This window comes from Gemmatimonadota bacterium, from assembly GCA_026387915.1.
Lineage (GTDB): Bacteria > Gemmatimonadota > Gemmatimonadetes > Gemmatimonadales > Gemmatimonadaceae > Fen-1231.
On the sequence record JAPLKS010000009.1, the window covers coordinates 16481 to 34889 of the forward strand.

Annotated in this window: 16 protein-coding genes; 9 read left to right on the top strand and 7 right to left on the bottom strand. The window is 64.0% G+C overall.

The window, feature by feature from the left end; translation table 11 throughout:
- Positions 1–10: 10 nt before the first annotated feature.
- From NTZ43_04235 to NTZ43_04245, 3 genes are all read right to left on the bottom strand, one after another.
- Positions 11–817 (bottom strand): carboxypeptidase regulatory-like domain-containing protein, encoded by an 807-nt coding sequence (locus tag NTZ43_04235; protein MCX5766420.1) that lies wholly within the window; start codon positions 815–817, stop codon positions 11–13.
- A gap of 76 nt (positions 818–893) precedes the next feature.
- The gene (locus tag NTZ43_04240) at positions 894–1601 is read right to left on the bottom strand and encodes a TonB-dependent receptor plug domain-containing protein (protein ID MCX5766421.1); all 708 of its coding nucleotides are present in this window, start codon (positions 1599–1601) and stop codon (positions 894–896) included.
- A gap of 194 nt (positions 1602–1795) precedes the next feature.
- On the bottom strand, positions 1796–2107 hold the full coding sequence (locus NTZ43_04245; GenBank protein ID MCX5766422.1) for a hypothetical protein: 312 nt from the start codon (positions 2105–2107) through the stop codon (positions 1796–1798).
- A gap of 86 nt (positions 2108–2193) precedes the next feature.
- On the opposite strand from NTZ43_04245, the gene NTZ43_04250 reads away from it, so the two are divergent.
- On the top strand, positions 2194–2727 hold the full coding sequence (locus NTZ43_04250) for a DinB family protein (protein ID MCX5766423.1): 534 nt from the start codon (positions 2194–2196) through the stop codon (positions 2725–2727).
- 42 nt (positions 2728–2769) lie between these two features.
- Positions 2770–5268, top strand: a complete 2499-nt coding sequence (locus NTZ43_04255) for a DUF3656 domain-containing protein (GenBank protein MCX5766424.1) — start codon at positions 2770–2772, stop codon at positions 5266–5268.
- Here the strand turns inward: NTZ43_04255 and NTZ43_04260 are convergent.
- Positions 5237–7798 carry a PAS domain S-box protein gene (locus tag NTZ43_04260; GenBank protein MCX5766425.1) on the bottom strand — a complete coding sequence of 854 codons (2562 nt, stop codon included), beginning with the start codon at positions 7796–7798 and terminating at the stop codon, positions 5237–5239. The genes NTZ43_04255 and NTZ43_04260 overlap by 32 nt on opposite strands.
- 164 nt (positions 7799–7962) lie before the next feature.
- Here NTZ43_04260 and NTZ43_04265 point away from each other — a divergent pair, with 164 nt between their 5' ends.
- The 3 genes from NTZ43_04265 (at position 7963) to NTZ43_04275 (ending at position 13469) form a co-directional block, all read left to right on the top strand.
- Entirely contained in the window at positions 7963–10002 is a 2040-nt protein-coding gene (locus NTZ43_04265) for an ATP-dependent DNA helicase (protein MCX5766426.1), read from the top strand.
- Between the two features lie 72 nt (positions 10003–10074).
- Positions 10075–11298: an acyl-CoA dehydrogenase gene (locus NTZ43_04270; GenBank protein MCX5766427.1), complete on the top strand. Its 1224-nt coding sequence runs from the start codon at positions 10075–10077 to the stop codon at positions 11296–11298.
- A gap of 533 nt (positions 11299–11831) precedes the next feature.
- Complete coding sequence (locus NTZ43_04275) at positions 11832–13469, top strand: Rne/Rng family ribonuclease (protein MCX5766428.1); 1638 nt, start codon at positions 11832–11834, stop codon at positions 13467–13469.
- Between the two features lie 109 nt (positions 13470–13578).
- On the opposite strand, the gene NTZ43_04280 is transcribed toward NTZ43_04275, so the two are convergent.
- Positions 13579–14850, bottom strand: coding sequence for a hypothetical protein (locus NTZ43_04280; GenBank protein MCX5766429.1), 1272 nt, complete (start codon positions 14848–14850; stop codon positions 13579–13581).
- A 45-nt stretch (positions 14851–14895) separates the two neighbouring features.
- Positions 14896–15657 carry a hypothetical protein gene (locus NTZ43_04285; GenBank protein MCX5766430.1) on the bottom strand — a complete coding sequence of 254 codons (762 nt, stop codon included), beginning with the start codon at positions 15655–15657 and terminating at the stop codon, positions 14896–14898.
- A gap of 188 nt (positions 15658–15845) precedes the next feature.
- Between NTZ43_04285 and rplU the strand changes: the two genes are divergently transcribed.
- The 4 genes from rplU to NTZ43_04305 all read left to right on the top strand — a co-directional run bounded on the left by rplU (position 15846) and on the right by NTZ43_04305 (position 17612).
- The gene (gene rplU, locus NTZ43_04290) at positions 15846–16163 is read left to right on the top strand and encodes a 50S ribosomal protein L21 (protein MCX5766431.1); all 318 of its coding nucleotides are present in this window, start codon (positions 15846–15848) and stop codon (positions 16161–16163) included.
- 26 nt (positions 16164–16189) lie between these two features.
- On the top strand, positions 16190–16474 hold the full coding sequence (gene rpmA / locus NTZ43_04295; GenBank protein MCX5766432.1) for a 50S ribosomal protein L27: 285 nt from the start codon (positions 16190–16192) through the stop codon (positions 16472–16474).
- A 156-nt stretch (positions 16475–16630) separates the two neighbouring features.
- On the top strand, positions 16631–16984 hold the full coding sequence (locus tag NTZ43_04300; protein MCX5766433.1) for a hypothetical protein: 354 nt from the start codon (positions 16631–16633) through the stop codon (positions 16982–16984).
- 109 nt (positions 16985–17093) lie between these two features.
- Entirely contained in the window at positions 17094–17612 is a 519-nt protein-coding gene (locus NTZ43_04305; protein MCX5766434.1) for a hypothetical protein, read from the top strand.
- Positions 17613–17636: 24 nt separating this feature from the next.
- Here NTZ43_04305 and NTZ43_04310 read toward each other — a convergent pair whose 3' ends face one another.
- The gene (locus tag NTZ43_04310; GenBank protein ID MCX5766435.1) at positions 17637–18326 is read right to left on the bottom strand and encodes a glycerophosphodiester phosphodiesterase; all 690 of its coding nucleotides are present in this window, start codon (positions 18324–18326) and stop codon (positions 17637–17639) included.
- Positions 18327–18409: the final 83 nt, after the last annotated feature.

Consider the following 18409-nt stretch of genomic DNA (forward strand, 5'->3'; position numbering starts at 1 on the left):
GGGTGCCGCGCTACGACACCTTCGTCCAAAGAATGATCACGCCACATGTGTTACGCCGCTGCGGATACTCCGGCGGTGCCTGCGCGGAGCCAGCAAAGTATTCGATAGCTGCCAACTGATTGGCTGGCACGCTGTTGATATCAAATAGCATTTCCCCCGGCAGCGCCGAATAGACCGGCGATCCATCGAGGTACACCGTGGCGTAGCAGTTGCGGTCGCTTGCGCCGCGCCGCCGGTCGGCAGACGTCACCGCGACGTTGCCGGAGTTGATGGCCATGCGCCCGCCGGCCACCCACGTGGCACCCGTGTTGGTAGAACGCACCAAGTGCGGCCCCGGAATCTGCATGATGATGTCCGCGGTCACGCGCGATGAGCCCTTGTCGAAAACTTCCGGGCCAATAAATGATCCAAAGCCAGTGGAGCGGCGGCGCTCGAAACCTTCGAGCTTGATTTTGCTGAGGTCTCGTGCAACGACGTCAACTTCCGGAAGTGTCGTGGCGGCAACCGAAAGGCCAATCTCGCCGTCGAGCGTGTCGCCAGGGGTGAAGTCGAGCACCGTGGTGACGGCCTGAAAGCCAATCCGCCGCACCGTCACGATCTGGCGGCCACTCGGCACGTTCCCGAGGTGAAAGCGCCCGGCCGAGTCGGAGAGCGTCTGGATGCGGGTGCGATTGATGGCGATCTGTGCGCCAACGACGGGCACGTTGGTGCTATCCACGCGCACCACGCCAACAAACGTGCTCGTGCGCTGCGCCGCAGCGGGGGAGCTGAGGGCCAGCAGGACGAACGGCAGAACTGTGCTCCGGGGGAAGCGCATGCCGTGAACTCCCGAAAGGATGATGCTTAGTCTACCACGCGGGCGGTTACGCCGTCACATCCGGAGTTCGCGCGGCCTAACGCATCCAGAGAACGATCGCTCCGCAGGTATTGCCTGAGAAGTTCAGTTCAGGGGGGAGCGTGGCATTGCCCCCATAGACCTCGATCCCGGCTAAGTTCTTGGGGCTCAAGGTGTTGAGGTCAAATAGCATCTGCCCGGGACGTCCCGTGAACACCGGCACGCCGTCGAGCACCACAGCGGCGTAGCACTGGTTCGGTGGCGCGCCACGGTTGAGGTCGTACTGCTCAACCTTGAAGACGCCGTCGACAGATTGCTGGCCGCGGGAGCTTACGGCCCAGGCCGCCGTGCTCACGTTGGAGCGATAGACGCGCAACGCGGGCACCGTGTTCATCACGTCAGAAATGGCACGCCCCTCGGCTTTATCGAGGTCTGCTTCCGTGAGAAAATGCCCAAACCCGCTTTCACGCCGGCGCTCGAAGTCAGCCATGCGCGCGGAAGACTTCTTTCCTTTCACCTGCACACCCGGTAGGGTCTGCGCCGCGCGAAGCATCAGGAAGTCGGTGTCGATGCTGTCACCGGCCGCAAAATTCAGCTGCGTCGTAATCTGCTGAAACCCTACCCGGCGGACGGTGACGATTTCGCGTCCGGCTGGGATGCCGCTCAGGCGAAAATGCCCAAGAGAATCGGTCATCGCCGAAATCCGAAGGCGGGGAAGCGACACCTCTGCCGCGCGAATTGGTAGCTCCGCGGAGTCCGTGAGCACCTGGCCTCGTAACACAGCAAGCTTCTGCTGCGCGGACAAAACCGCGGGGCAGGTGACGGCGACGAGCAAAGCAGCGATAAAGGCAGTACGGCGCAACGGGACGTCTCCAGAGGGGAACCCCTCATAATACCCGCGTGGGTTCCCCCTGTCAGCGACTTGGCGCAAAAGCGGCTGGTACGGACGCCCGACCGAGTCTATCTCGGGCCGGGGCCGAGGATATAGCCGCTTTTGACGTCGCGGGCCCCCGCACTCACGCCAAGCCCCACGCTGAGGCCAACGGCAAGCGCCGTTCCGCCCCCTACGAGGGAGCCCACCAGCGGAATCCAGTGCAGCAGGGCGACCACAGGCCAGGCCACGACGAGCGCCACGATGCCCGCGACGATTGCCGCCGCTGGCTTCAACGCCGCCTCAACGTACCGCAAGCGCTCGCGCACAAACCGTCGTGCGGCGCCATAGCTCAACCACGAAGCCGCGAGAGTCGCGACCAGTCCGAGGAGTCCCCACATACGACCTCCGTTTCCTCACTCTACGCTTGGCGTGGCTTGCAGGTTTCACCTGTCGCGCGGCACGCGGATGCGCCAAATTCATCCGCATGCATTCACGCCTAGTCGAAATCAACGCGGCCAATGCCGCCGTGCGCGCCGAACTGGCCGCCTTCCTGAGCAACTGCACCCCCGCGCAACTCCAGCGCAATCCGGGGGACGGAAAATGGTCGGTGACGCAGGTGGTCGAGCATCTCGGGCGTACCGAAGGCTCCATCGCCAAGCTACTCGAAGGGCTCTTTGCCAAGGGCGTCGCAGAGGGACTTCCGGAAGACGCCGGAACCGCCTCGCTGATGGCGTCGCTCGATCGCTTTCGGGTGCAGAGCAGGCACGCGCCGCTCTCGGCGCCTGAGCGACTGGTGCCCTCAGCGCAGCCGGTTTTTGCAGAGGCTTGGGCGTCGCTGCAACAGGTCCGCCAGCGGACGTTGGCCGCCGTCGCGACCGTCGATGGGCTCGACATCACGCGTGTGAGCGCGCCGCATCCATTTCTTGGGGCACTCGACGGCTACCAATGGGTGCTCTTCCTAGGCCAGCACGAAGCGCGGCACCTCGATCAAATCCGGGAGATTGTCGCGGGCGCGTAGCCGGAGCACGATTCACGAGCTCGGTTGTACTATCTTTGGTCGATGCCCCGCCCAGAACTCCTCGCCCCCGCAGGATCCCTTGACGCCGTTCGTGCGGCGGTCGCGAATGGCGCCGACGCCGTGTACCTCGGCGTCGAGAAGTTCAACGCGCGTGACGAAGGCGCCCAGCTGACCCTCGACGATCTTGAGCAGGCCTGCCTGATCGCGCACGAGCGTGGCACGCGGGTGTATCTCACGCTCAACATCCTCGTGAAGCCGGACGAAATCGAGGACGCCCTCTTTCATCTGGGCGAGTGTGTTGATCGGGGGATCGACGCCGCGATTGTGCAGGACATTGGGTTGGTGCGACTCATTCAGCGCACGTACCCAGGCTTTGAGATTCACGGCTCCACACAGATGACCGTGCACGACGGCAGCGGTGCGCGCGTGATGCAGCAACTCGGTGTAGAGCGCGTCGTGCTCGCGCGCGAAAATACGCTCGATGATATCCGAGCGATTCGGGCCGAGGTGCCGGGGCTCGGACTCGAGAGCTTTGTGCACGGGGCGCTCTGCATCTCGTATTCCGGGCAATGCTTCATGTCTGGCATGATCTCCGAGCGCAGCGCGAACCGCGGCTCCTGTGCCCAGTCGTGCCGCAAAGACTACGTTCTCACGGACATCGACAGCGGCGCGGAGTTGGATCGCGGCTACTTGATCTCGGCCAAAGACCTTGGGGCCTGGTCCCATCTGCAGGAATTGGCAGACGCTGGGATCGGCTGCCTCAAAGTTGAGGGGCGCAAAAAGAAACCCGAGTATGTGGCGACCGTGACGCGCACCTATCGCGAGTTTTTCGACCGCGTAGAGCGCGGCGAGTTCGTGGAGCCGGCGGAGTCCGAGACCGAACCGTTGGTGCAGATCTTCAGCCGTGGTTTCACGGGCGGGATGTATGGCGGGCGAGCGGGTCGCGACTATATCACCCGCACCCAACCTGACAATCACGGCCTTGAACTCGGTGTGGTGGTGGGCTCGGAGCGCGGCGAGTTGCTGATCGACGTCCGCACCCCAGTGGTTGCAGGCGATGGGCTCGGCTTTGAGCCAGCGCGCGGGGGCAATCCGGATGAAACGCGCGGCTTCGCGGTGAGTGCCGTGCGTACGGTGTCGGAGCGGGGCGGGGTGGTGCGACAGGCCCTGGCCACGCGCTCGCATATTCCCGCCGGCTGGACGGTGCTCAAAACATCCGATGTGCAACTGCTGGAACGGGCGCGGAAGAGCTTTGCTCCCCTCGAGGGACCCGCGCGCGTGCGCCGAGTGGCGCTCGACGTTCGTGTGTTTGGTAGTGCGGGCGCGCCGCTCAAGGCGTTATTCGCGGCGGACGGAGAAGAAGTCACCGTGACGTCGGAAATCGCGCTTGCACCGGCGACCAAACGGGCGCTCGACGCTACGGTTTTGCGTGAGCAACTCGGGCGCGTCGGTGAGACGCCGTTCGTATTGCGCGCGCTCGAGACGAGCGGGCTTGCGGACGGCCTCTTCATTCCGGTCAGTGAAGTCAATCATCTGCGGCAGCGTGCCACCGATGAGCTCACCGTGCGCCGCGATTGGGCGCATCAGGCACTGCTCGCTGAGCGGCGCGCTGCTATTGCCGCGGCAGCCCACGTGGAGCCCGTGGCGCGTGGGCCGGAAACGGAGACCGTCGCGGATTCCAACGCTTTTGTGTTGTCGGCCGAAGTGTGGAACGCCGACGATGCGCGAGCCGCACTGAGTGCTGGCGCCACGGAGATTGTGTTCGACCCATTCCTTCGGCATCCGGCGCCCTCGCGGACGAGTATCACGCAGCTGGCGGCCGAGGCCGCCGCGCTCGGCGTGACCTTCCGCATTCGCACGCCGACCATTGTGCGCCCCGAGGATCGGCGTTCGCTCCTGCCGTGGCTCGCGCTCGGCTTGCCTATACTCAGCGGCCATATCGGCCTTGTCGCTGAGTTGGCGGCGCAGGGGCGCGAAGTGAGCGCTGACTATGCGGTCAACTGCTTCAACGCGCAGACGGCGGTTGAATTGTTCCGCATTGGTGCACGGCGCGTCACAGCCTCGGTGGAACTGACCGTCGACGAGCTCAGTGCGATGGTGTTGCCGTGGGAAGGGAAGGGTTTTGAGGTCATGCTGTACGGCCGCCCGGAAGGGATGACCATTGAGCATTGCGTCCTCTCGGCCGCGTTCGAGCGTGAGCCTACCACCTGCCGCGATTTGTGCGTGCAGAAGCACCCGAACGTCGAGCTGGCCGATCCCAGTGGCTACGTCTTTCCGGTCGCCACTGATAGCGATTGCCGGAACCGGTTGTTGCATTCGCGGCCGATTGAAGGCGGCGAGTACGTGCCGCGTTTATGGCGCGCCGGTATTCGGTCGTATCGCGCGGTGTTCGGTATTCCCGGCGAGAATGTGACCGGCGTTATCGCGGGCTATCGTGCGATGCTATCGGCCGTTGCCGCAGGAGAGCGGACCGACGTGATGACGGTCCGCGCCGCGATCGGTGGCGAGTTTACGCGTGGCCACTTCGCGAGAGCGGTGTAGTCTCGCCACCCGGCGTTACATCGAGTGCGGCGCGGACGGAGCCAAGCAGTTCTTCTGGGGTGAACGGCTTCGCGAGAAATCCCGCTGCGAGGTCGGCGATTTCTGCTTGATGCGCCATAGCGGACGTGTAGCCGGACATCAGAATCACGCGCATGTCAGGGCGACGCGCGCGTAAGCGACGCGCGAGTTGCGCCCCATTAGTCTGCGGCATGACGAGGTCAGTGACCAAGAGGTGAATCGTCCCGACGAATGCCCGTGCTTGTTGTAGCGCGTCCTCGCCGTTCGAGGCCGCCAGCACCGTGTAGCCTTTCGCCATCAGCATGCGTGCCGCCGCCGTGCGGATAGACGGATCGTCTTCGGCGATGATGATCGTTTCGGTGCCGCCCGGTGCATTCGCGAGGGATGCTGAGGGGTGGACGGTGGACGGTGCCTCGTGATGCCGCGGTAGAAAAACACTGTAGCTGCGCGCGTTGCCTGCTGCCGGCGCACTCCACAGCACGCCCTGCGCCCGCGAGACGATCGCGCGCGTGACCTCCACATTACTCCGCGAGTCGGCCGCAGCCGCACGCGCCGCTGCATCGGGCAAGCTGCGCGAACCACTCCCGGTCACGCGGAGCGTCACGTAGTCGCCAGGCGGCACTGGTGGGCCGTCGCCGCGCATGGGAATCGCGACGTGAAGCGTGGACGTCTCAATGGAGATCGTGCCGCCGGCTCCGGTTGCCGCACGCTCGGCCACGGCCAGATTGACCAGCAGCTGCTCAAACTGACCGGCGTCCATGCGCACCGTCCAGTCGAGATCGTCGAGGCTCGTCCGGATGCGCACGTCATCACCTAAGAAACGTTGCAACATCACGTCCACTTCCGACACGCGCTCACCGGGCACAAAGACTGTCATCTCGCCTGAAGTTTCGCCGGCAAATGACTGCAGTTTGCGCACAAGCCCGCGCCCGCGTTCCGCGACAATCGCGATCTCCGCGAGATCCGTGGCCTGCGGATCCCGGACGCGTGCCAGCGACACCATGCCAAAGATCGCGGTGAGCACGTTATTGAAATCGTGCGCAACGCCCGACACGAGCCGTCCCAAGCTCGCGCCGCGCTGCCGTTGCCGGAGTTCGGCCTCCAAGGCATGGCGCTCGGTCACATCACGTGCATTCAGAATAAGTGTGGGCTCGCCGTTCGTGCCCATGGCGAGGGTCGCCACGCCGTCGAGAAGGCGTAGACCGCCCGCCCGATGGCGGAAGCGAAACAACATGGGACGCGGCACCGAAGGTCCGCACTGCGCATCGTGAAACACACGACGCACACTTTCGGTGTCATCGCTGGCACAGAACATCAATACGCTGCGCCCGATCAGATCCTCGCTTTTCCAGCCGAGCAGTCGCTCCACGGATGGCGTGATGAACAGGATCGCACCATCGGGGTCCACACGGAACACCACGTCGGTGGCATGTTCACTGAGCGCGCGGAACTCTTCATCGCGGGCGTGGAGCTGTTCCGCGAGTCGGCGTAGCTCACTGGCGTCGCGGCTGCTCACGGCGACGCCGATCACACGGTCGCCGTGACGTACGGGCGACATGGTCACCGCTTCGATCAGCGACTCACCGTCGGGTAAGGGTGTGGTCGCGTCGAGTTGCAGTGATCTTCCGGTCAACACGCTGCTATAGCGCGCTTCCCACGCGGGGAGATCCCGCGAGGCGTGAAACTGCTCGACGGTGTGACCCACGAGCGGTTCGTGTCCCGCACTGCGGATCATGCGGGAGCGGAAGGTGTCGTTGTACGCCACGAGCCGGAGTCGGTCGTCTACGATGTGCACCGCGTCGCCGCTGACATCCATGATCGCGGCGCGCTCCACATGCGAGCGGGCGAGCGCGGCCTCGGCCTCGGCCATCGCGGGAAGTGGGACCGTGTCAGGGGCGCGTTCATCCGCTGTGGCGGCGGCGAATGCGCCGACTGCAATGGAGGTCCACGCCGTGGCCGTAATGAACGCTCCCAGCCATTCCTGAGACGATGGCGCCAACACCGTCTGCAACCCCCCGGCGAGCTGTCCAAACGCGAGGACCGTAAAGCCCAGCGCCAGTACCTGATGCCCAGCGGTCAGCGACTGTCTTTCGCGGAACGCCTTCGCACACCAAGCCGACGTTCCGCCTGCGAGGAGCAGGAGCGTCACAGGTGCGACCCACGTTCCTGCTATTTCAATCGGCACGCACGCGGCGGCAATAGTACAGGTCGCGGCGGTCAGCACCGCGCGCACAACGCGCTCGCGGCGTCGTCGCCGCGTTTGCAGCGTATTCATCGTCGCACTCACCACGGACCACGCGAGTGCGCTGGCCACAACCACGCCCGCGACACGAAGTGTCCACAGCCCAGCACTCTGATGCGCGACCGTACGAACGAGCGCCTCTCCGGCCGCCAATGAAGCGACCGCCGCCCACCAGCCAGCCTTTCGCGCGCGTCCGCCAAACCACGCCGTCCCTAACACAAGGGCGCAGGCGGTGGCAACGACGAGCTCGAGAAGCGGGGCAAAAGGCATGCGGCGGTGATTTCAGGTGACGGATACGTCCAGTACCCCCAGACACATTGTCCGGATGGGCTACAGGCAGAGTATCGGCCGCCTGCTACATGCAACTGAAGTAAATTGTTCAACGAAGCGTGTATTTGTGCTGACACACCGTGCCGCATCGGCTATTGTTCCGCGTGACCCCCGAACTCCTTGCTCGTGCGCGCCAAGTCCTTCGTGATCAGTTTGGTCACGAGGCGTTCCGTCCTGGTCAGGAACAGGCCGTGGCGTCGGTGCTCGAGGGGCATGACACGTTGGTCATTCTCCCCACCGGCGGCGGAAAATCCGTCTGCTATCAGGTGCCGGCGCTTGTGCTCGACGGGCTCACTGTCGTGCTCTCGCCCCTCATCTCCCTCATGAAAGATCAGGTGGATGCCCTCGAGGCGAAGGGTATCCCCGCCACGTTCATCAATAGTTCGCTCGGCGCTGCCGAGATCAGCGCGCGGCTCGCGCGCGTGCAGCGCGGCGAAGTCCGACTCTTGTATGTGGCACCAGAGCGGTTTGACGTGGGCTCGGCGGCGGAGCGGATTGCCGCGGTTGGTGTGCGGCTCTTGGCGGTGGACGAGGCGCACTGCATTAGCGAGTGGGGTCATGACTTCAGGCCGAGCTATCGGCGCGTGCGCTCGATCCGAGAGCGATTGGGTGAGCCGCCCACGGTCGCCCTGACCGCTACGGCGACCCCGGAAGTGCGCCGCGACATCGCGCGGGTTCTCGCGCTCCGCGAACCGCGCGTCATCGTCACTGGGTTCGACCGTCCGAACCTGCGCTGGCACGTGGTGCGCACGAAGAACGACGCCGAAAAGGACGGCACCCTCGCGCATCTTCTCGAACGCCACACTGGGGCGGCCATCGTTTACGCCGCGACGCGCAAGACCGTCGAACGCGTGGCGACGCGTCTCGAGCGCGCCGGCATTCGCGCCGCCGCGTACCACGCGGGGCTCGATGATAGTCGACGGCGCGAGGTGCAAGAGTCGTTTATGAATGAAGGGCTTCGCGTCATCGTCGCGACCAACGCGTTCGGCATGGGGATTGATAAATCCAACGTGCGATTGGTGGTGCACCACGCGATGCCCGGTTCGCTGGAGGCCTATTACCAAGAGGCCGGTCGAGCCGGACGCGACGGCAAAACGGCGGACTGCGTGCTGCTCCACGCCTTTCAGGACCGTTTCACTCACGAGTTCTTTATCAAGGGAGCGAGCCCTGAACGATCGGTGGTTGAGGCTGTGTACGCCGCCGCGCGTCAGCGCGCCGATGCCGGTGGCATTGTTGAGGGCGACCTCGCCTCGCTCGCGGCGGCTGCGCGCGGCAAGGTATCAGATCGTGAGGCCGAGTCGGCCGTGCGAGTGCTCGTCACGGCTGGGGCGATGCATCATTCCGCCGGATCGTGGTCGTTGGCGCGCGTGCGCTTGCTGGCCACGCACGAGCGCATCCGGCTTGAGCTCGACGGCGACGCCAATCTGCAGCGCGATCTGCTCCGTGCGCTCTGGCGCCTCTCGCGCGGCCGCATCGCGGACGGTGCGATTGTCGATCTCAGTGCGCTTCCTCCCGGGCTCGGTGATCCGCCAACCCTTGCCGAACAACTCGACGATCTCGAACGGCGGCAGTTTCTCGTGTGGGACCGTGTGGGTGAAGGGCTCGTACTCGACAACCCGGCGAACGCCATTGACCAGTGGCCGGTGGATTGGGAGTCACTCGAACGGCGACGGCAGGCCGAACTCTCCCAACTCGAGATGGTGCAGAAGTACGCGTATACCGATCGGTGCCGCCGCGCCTTTGTGCTGCGCTACTTCGGCGATCCGCCCGCCAACGCCACCTGCGCGCAGTGCGACAACTGCCTGCACCTTGGCCACGAAGCCGTGCGCGATGAGGTCGAGGCGTCGCCAAAGAGTGGGCGCGCTCTGGTCAAGAAAACGCGCGCCAAACGCCAATCTCCCGAGGAGCTCGACGTCCTGAGCGATGACGATCAGGCATTGCTCGACCGCCTTCGCGAGCTGCGGCGCGACATCTCAAAGCGCGAGGGGGTCCCGGCGTATGTGGTGTTCCCCGACAAAACGCTTCGCGCCATGGCCGTCGCCAAGCCCCGCACCCCGGGCGCCTTGGCCGATGTGCACGGGGTAGGGCCCGCCAAGATGGAGAAATACGGGCCGGCATTCCTCGGCGCGGTACGCGGCGACTAGCTGCTTCGTTGGCGCATTTTTAAGGTGGAAAGCCATTCCGATTTTGCGTCCCCCTGTCATATTTGATGCACTATGGATGACAGCGTTTATTTCTCTGAGCAGCACCTCGCCGTACGCGATATGGTGCGCTCGTTCGCCCGCGAAGAAGTCGCACCCGTTGCCGCACGCTTTGACGAGAGCCAGGAGTTCCCCTGGGAGAACGTCCGAAAAATGGGCGAACTCGGCCTTCTCGGCATTCCGTGGTCCGAAGAACTCGGCGGCGCGGGGCTCGACATTACGAGCTTCATGATCGCCATCGAGGAGCTCGCGCGCGTCTGCGCGTCGCACTCGATCACGATTAGCGCGCACACCACGCTTGGCACCTCGCCTATCGTCAACTTCGGCAATGACGCGCAGCGGAAGCGCTACGTGCCGCTTCTGGCCTCCGGCAAAGTGCTCGGCGGCTTCGGACTCACAGAGCCCGGCGCTGGCAGTGATGCCGGCGGAACGCGCACCACCGCGGTCAAGAAGGGGCATCATTACCTGCTGAACGGTTCCAAGCGATTCATCACGCACGCCGGAGTCGGCGAGATTTTTGTGGTGACCGCCGTGACGGATCCGACCAAAGGCACGAAAGGGATCAGCTCGTTCATCCTGACCAAGGAAACGTGCGACCTCGCAGCCGCGCGCGAGGTCGGAGTGGGACACGACAGTTCACTCCCCGTGTTGTCGGGCTTTACCTCGGGGCGCAAGGAAGACAAACTCGGCTGGCGTGCGTCCGACACACGTGAACTGATTTTTGACGACGTCGAAGTGCCCGAAGAAAATCTGCTCGGTATTGAAGGGCAGGGGTTCATCAACTTTATGCGCACGCTCGATACGGGGCGCATTGGCATCGCCGCCCTTTCGCTCGGCATTGCGCAGGGTGCGTTTGATCTCGCGCTCCGCTACGCCGCCACACGGAAGCAGTTTGGACAGGCGATCATCGAGTTTCAAGGGTTGCAGTTCCAGCTCTCCGATCTTGCAACGGAACTCGAAGCCGCGCGCCATCTCACGTACCATGCCGCCTGGCTCGCGCAGACCGGACGTCCGTACGGCAAGGAAGCGGCCATGGCCAAGCTGTACGCTTCCGAGCTGGCCATGCGCACCACCATCAAGGCCATTCAGGTGCACGGCGGCTACGGCTACACCAAGGATTACCCGGTGGAGCGAATGATGCGCGACGCCAAGATTGGCGAGATCGGCGAGGGAACCTCCGAGATTCAGCGCATCGTCATTGCCCGTCATCTCCTCAAAGAGCTCGGCTCGGTTCTGTAGCACCGGCCCTTGATTTGCGCCCTGCCGCGCGACGGAAGTCGTTGCGCGGCAGTAGTATGCCGCCGTTCCATCGCAGCACAATTGGCCCCACAGGCCATTGCGAATACGCCCGTCACTCCGTTAGCTCTCAGGGTCGCCTTGTGCGACAAATGGAGCCCCCCGGCGCATCCTGACCCGGCTGTGACGTGGGGAGCCAGCATGAACAAAACGGCCAGCCGGAGCACCATCGGTTGGAAAGACGGTTTGTTCGCTTCCTTCTCGTGCCGCCTGACGAATCGACAGGATGCCAATCGCATTTGATCGCACGACGCGCCACACCAGACCGGTCACTCCGCATCTCGCGGCGGTTCACCGGGTGGACGCATCGTGTCCGATCACGAGCGAGCAGGGAAGCCCGTGTCTTCCGGTTCTGCGGCAGGCCCGCCGCGCAGTACGCGCAGCGAGCCGGCTGCCTGCCCCTCACGTTCCCAACTCCTGGATGATCGCGCCGGCGTTTGCCGGGTCGGGCCGCGCGATGCTCCAGTTGGTGTTTGATGAAGCGAGAGATTCTGATCAGCGCCACGCAGCGCGAAATCCGCGTGGCTATTCTCGAGGACGACCAACTCGTTGAGTTGGCGGTTGAACGCCCCGAAGCGCGCCGCATGGTCGGCGACATCTATTGGGGAAAGGTCGACGCCGTGTTGCCGGGTATTCAGGCAGCGTTTGTTGATATCGGAACGGAAAAAAGCGCCTTCCTCCACTCGTCCGACCTCGTCTTCGATGAAGATGAAGATGACGACGACGATGATGAAGACGATGATGCCGACGACGCCGATGACACCGAAGGCGCCGACGAGCAACCCGAGAACGCCGAAGCCGCCGCCAAAGCCGAAGCGCCTGCGCCGCGTAAGCCGCGTGGCCGCGGCCGTCGTCCGCGCAAAGAGCCGCCCCAGATTCAGGATGTCCTGAAGCGCGGGCAGTCCATCATTGTGCAGGTCTCCAAGGAGCCCATCTCCACCAAGGGGCCGCGCGTCACCGCGCAGGTCTCGCTGGCGGGGCGCTTCGTGGTGTACATGCCGGCCGCGTCGCGCGTCGGCGTCAGCCGTAAGATCGGCGAACGCGCCGAGCGTCAGCGCCTGCGCGAGCAGGTGCAGAAGATCCTCCCCAAGAACTCCGGCGGCATCATTGTACGCACCGTCGGCGAAGATGTCACCCCCGAGACGTTTGAGCGCGAGATCACCACGCTCATCAGTCAGTGGAAGCGCATCGAGAAGAAGACCAAGTTCGTGGGCTCGCCGCCTAAGCTGTTGCATCGCGAGACGTCGCTCACCCGCGGCATCATTCGCGACCTGTTCAGCACCAAGGTCGACAAGCTCACCGTAGACTCCAAACAGGTCTACAACGAAATCACCGAGTACCTCAATGCCATCGCGCCAGAGTTGCAGGATCGCGTGGTGCTCTACGAGGAACAGGTGCCGCTGTTCGACAAAGCGGAGGTCGAAACCGAAATTCGCGACCTCTTTAAGCGCCGCTGTGATCTGCCAAGCGGTGGCTACCTGATCATTGAGCCAACCGAAGCGCTCGTTTCTATCGACGTCAACTCGGGACGCTACACGGGCAAGAAGGATCCGGAAAAGACGAGCCTGCGCACGAATGTCGAGGCGGCGCGCGAAGTGGCACGCCAACTGCGACTGCGAGACGTGGGTGGCATTATCGTCTGCGACTTTATTGACATGGACACCAAGGGCAATCGCGACAAGGTGCTGCAGGAGCTGCGCACGCACCTCGGTCGCGATCGTGCCCGCACCAAAGCCTTCGCGGTCAGTGACCTTGGGTTGATTGAGATGACGCGCCAGCGCGTGCGACAGAGCCATCTCCAGCAGATGACCGAGTCGTGCCCCATTTGCAACGGCACGGGTCGCGTCTTTACGCCCGAGACGATCGTGCGCCGCATGGAGCGGTCGGTACGCCGCATTGCCGTGGAAGGGCGCAAGGACAGCCTCGTCGTCAAGCTGCACCCCGATACCGCGATGTATGTGCTCGAAAACGAGCGTGACCTCATCAAGAAGCTCGAGAAGGGCCTCGGCTTCACCCTTGAGATGCGCGACGATCCGCTCCTTCGCCCCGACGAGTTCAAGCTGGTCGTCAAGGGCGCCGGCCGCGACGTCACACAGCAGTACGCGGTGGCATAACCTTCAGTGCTTCGCTCGTCACGGTGTGCGTGGCGCGTCGGTGTACAGGAAGACAAAAGCGCCGGAGTGGCCACTCGCCACTCCGGCGCTCTGTTATCTCGAGCGTTCGCTAGTCTTTCTTGGCGCCCAGCCCCGCTTGCTGCACCATCTGCGCCGCGAGCACGGTCTGGATAACTGTCGCGACGTTCGATGCGGTTGACCCCGCCGCTCCGCCGTCCTCGCCACCGGAGATCGTGATCATCTTCGCCTGCGCCAGCGCGGCTGCAATCTGCGGCGCGATGAGCGGCAGCATCTCAATCTGGCGGTACCGGAAATAGCTCTCGCCGCCGGCCTTGATCGCTTCATTCACCTTCTGAATGCTCTCGGCGTTGGCCGATGCAATGGTTTTAATCTTGATCGCTTCGGCGTCCGCACTCGCCGAGGCTTCAATGCGCACACGCTCGGCGTCGGCGCGGGCCTGCGCGATCTGCGTGGCTTCGAGTTCCGCCACGCGCTGAATGCCCATGGCCTCTTGGCGTTTGGCTTCCGCCTGTGCAACCAGCGCGGCGTTCGACGCTTTGGTTTGTTCGAGTTCACGATTCTTGTCGGAGATCACGCGCTCGGCTTCGAGCTGCGCTTCCTTCGCGCGACGCGACTGCTGCGCCGACACAATATCCGCATTGGCCTGCGCCTCAGCGGCCGACATGCGGCGACGCGCCTCCGCGACTTCCGACTGCACCACCTTGATGTTGAGCGAGTTGAAGATGAGCCCAAGGTCGGTCAGCTCGCGCGAGCACGCCTTGCGAATGATGACAGCCAACGGATCGTCGTCGTCCTCGAGTTCGTCGTGCCCAACGGTGAGAGCGGTATGCTCCACCACGCGAACGACTGGCAGTGGGGCCGGCTCGCCGCCCGGAAATGAGCGCGTGGCCGCCTTGGCAGAAAAGAGTTGGTCGTGCGTGAGCAGGTTCACCGCGCGACGCCCCGAGCTGGAGAGCAAATCGGTGAGCGTGCTGAGCTGATCATCCGTCGATTTCGAAAAGAATCGATTGGCGGCGGTCTTGATGAGCGTGTCCGTGTCGCCGACCGAAACGATCGCGCTCGCGAGCACGCGCACCTTGATCGGCTGCGGCTGGCCGTTATCGGCGACATCAGCCGTTTGATCGGTGATGTCGAGGTCCACGTTGATCACCTTGCTCGAGATCGTCGTGCCCGTGGTGAGGAGCGGGATTTCTTTAGACTTGCCCGGCCCGCGGTACATCACGGTTCCGCCGTTGAGCCAACTGACAATGCGGATGGTGCCCGCGTCCACGTTGCGAAGAAAGCTGGCGACGATGGCAGGAATGGCGACGAACACGCCAATGAGCACAAACCCAATGAGTAAAACGGGACTGAGATTCATGGGAGGAGAGGGGGAGTGGGAAGCAATGCAGAGCAACAATTGCGATCAGCGAACGATCGACACCACACAACGGCCGCGCGCGGTATCGACTTCTTCAATACGCACCATCTCGCCGGCCCGAACGCGCCGCGCTTCTCCGCGGTCATCCGCGCGAAGTGATGCGAGCACCTGCACCACCTGACCGTCAACATCCACCGCGATGAGCCCCTGACCGTTCGCGTCAAAACCTGTGACCGCCATGGCCGTGTCGGTCAGCGCACTCTCGAGCGTGAGTGCAGGGTTAGAGGCAAAGCGGAAGAGAAAGTTCCAGAACGGGCCCACGAGCAGGAGTTCGAACAGCACGCCGCCAGCCACGGCCGCTGCGAGGACGGCGATCGGCCCCACCACGGGAATCGCACCGAGCAGGCCACGCAGGATGATGCCAGTGGTGCCGAAGCCCACGAGCACGCTGAACCAGAGGCGCGGCGAGAGCAGGGCGCCGAGTCGATCGCTGAGCTTGGACTGGGCCGAGGCGACCAGCTGTGCTGCGCCGGAGGCGAGGTCGTGTCCTCCGTGGGCGCCGTCAGGGGCGCCAGCGTGCCCGCTGCTGGCCGAATGGGCGACGTGCCCACCCGGAGGGCCTCCGTGGCCGTGCAGAGCCCCAGAATGGCCGGAGGGACCGACGTGGCCGGTATGGCCGGCATGCCCGCTATGGCCGGTGTGTCCACCGTGCGAACCGGTAGCACCGGCCCTCGCTGCGACGCCGCCAAGCGCCATCAGGCCGAGTCCCGCGGTACCGAGAATTAGGCTGCCAGTATAGAGATCCATTGCGCGACGGCCGGGATAGGAAGCGGCCGCCCCTCCGCACGGAAGTGAAGATGCCCGTGGGCACGGAATGCCGCCAGCGGGGCCTCGAAAGGCGACGCACGATTTATTGGCGCTACCGCTTGACCTCCAACCTCCAATCAGCTATAATCTTAGGCTCGCGATTAACTCATCTGGAACAGAGTCGCCACATGGCATACGCAATCATCAAAACCGGCGGGAAGCAGTATCGTGCTGAGCCGGGCAAGACGCTCCGGGTCGCCACCTTGCTGGGTGACGCCGGTACGAAAGTCGAGTTCAACGAGGTGCTGCTCGGTTCCGACGGGCGCACCGTGAAGGCTGGCGTGCCGATGCTCGCGGGGGCCAAGGTCACCGCTGAGATCGTCAAGCATGGACTCGGCGACAAAATCGTCGTGTTCAAGTTTCGTCGGCGTAAGAACTACGCCAAGAAGCAGGGCCACCGTCAGGCTTTCACTGAAATCCGCATCAACGACATCACGCTCGGCTGACGCCGGCTGTTTTTTGAGAGGGTAACATGGCACATAAAAAGGGCGTTGGTTCCTCCCGTAACGGGCGCGATTCCAACCCGCAGTATCGCGGGATCAAGAAGTTTGGCGGCGAGCAGGTGCGCGCCGGCAACATCATCCTGCGTCAGTGCGGTACCAAGTGGCACCCGGGCACGAACGTCGGCCTTGGCACGGACTACACGATTTTCGCCCTGATCGACGGGCACGTGAAGTTCGAGCACAAGAACAAGCGCCGCTACAAGGTGTCGGTTGTGCCGCTCGTACCGCGCGAGCCGATGGCTGCGACCGCCTAACGATCGCTTTTTCTGCGAACGTGTGAACGGCTCGACCTCAATGGTCGAGCCGTTTTTCGTTTTGTCGGTACCGAGCGGTGCGCCTCAGCTGCCCCGTGCCGAAACCTTGGGTACGTGCGCCGCGTAAGGAGCACGGGACCTATCCCAGGGGAAACCATGAGTGTCTGGTCGATGCTGTCCGCCGAGCTGAAGAACGCCGGTCGGGCCGCGCAGGGTGCGTTGGACGAGGGCAAGGTGCGGCTTGAGCTGTTTCGCATTGGACAACTCTGCGACAAAGCGGCGCGCGACCTTGGCTACGCGGTTCATCGAGCGCATCGCGAGGGGCGTACGATGGAGCCGGAGCTGTTCGCTCGATTGGCGGACGCGTTGAGCACGCACGAGGATGAACTCAAGCGGCTAGAGGCCGATTTGGCCGCGCAGTCGGCGGCGACCTCGGGTGCCGCACCTGACTCCGCGCCCAACCCTCAGTCCGCTGGCGATCCCCCGGCCAAAGGCGGACCGGCCTCCTGATGGGCCTTCCGAAAATCCTCCGAAGAAAGGGGGAATTTCGGATTGCACTTTTTGTTTTCCCCCTCCATTCTAGGGTCAGTCTGTCATCCCCCCAGAGCGAGGAGGCCTGATGTTCGGTCGCGGAGTGGTGCGCGCAGTGCTCATGACGGTCGCGGTTCTCGGGCCGTTGGCCGTGAGCGCCCAGAACGCCCCCACGGAAAAAGTGCAGTACGTGCGCGTGGTTGGGGCCGACTATCAGTTCACGGCTCCCACGTCGATTACTGAAGGGATCGTCACCTTCCATCTGCTGAACTCAGGCGCCGACGTGCACCAGATGTCGGTGATGGAAATTGGGATCGGTCATACCGTCAAGGAATTCTACGACGCCATGCACGCCAAGGGTGTGCCGCCGGCGTGGGCCGTGACGGTTGGGTCGACGTCGATCATCCAAAAGCAAACGGAAACGTTTCTGACGCTCCGTCTCCCGCCTGGCAAGTTCGTGCTGGCCTGCCTGATTCCGGCGAGCGATGGTCGCTCCCATACGGAAAAGGGGATGTATCAGGCGATGAACGTGACTCCGCTTGCTCCCGCGAAACCGACGGCCCCCGCGGCTTCGGCGGCCCCAGCGGCTCCGGCGAAAAAGCCGTAGCGGTCGCCGGCGGTTCGGCGGCGGCTAACGGGGGAAGAGTGTTCGGGCGAGGGCGACGTCGTCGGTGCACAGCGCATCGACGCCGAGCGCCGCGAGTGCCGACATGGCGGCCGCATCGTTGACCGTCCACGCCACGATGCGCGCGCCCAATGCGTGCGCGTCGTGGACGAGGGTTTGGTCAATCATCTCCCATTGTTGCCAGAGGTCGCGCGCGTGCACGCTGGTCAGTCCAGCGAGCGGTTGCACGTGGTAACTCACCTCCAGCACCCCGCGCGGGAGCGGTGCCGCGAGTCGTTCCGCTTCGGCCACCTGACGGTGGTCGAATGCGTGCACGGCATGACGGGGGGCGCCGCCCGCGAGTAGCGCACACGCCGCTGCGGTCGTGCCGGCGCCTTTGAGTTCGCAGTAGACGTTGAGGGTGCTCCCAACAGCGTCCAACACGTCCTGCAAGCGTGGAATGGGCTCGCCTCTCACTCGGAACCGGGAGACCTCGCCCCACGAGAGTTCGTGGAGAGCTTTGCCCATAAGCGCCGGTTCCGGAGCCTCACGCGGGATCGCATCGTGGTGGACGACCAACACGCCGTCGGTCGTGAGATGCACGTCAAGCTCAACACCGTCAGCGCCAAGTAGCTGCGCCCGCCGGAACGCCGCGAGGGTGTTTTCGGGCGCTTCACGGGAGGCGCCACGATGGGCGATGATTTCGGGCGCACGCACGGCTGGCTCCGGGTCCGAGAACTGAGTGGCGGGGTAACCACTCTATATTAACGCCGTTCCCCCAGCGGCGTCTCATTTTTGAA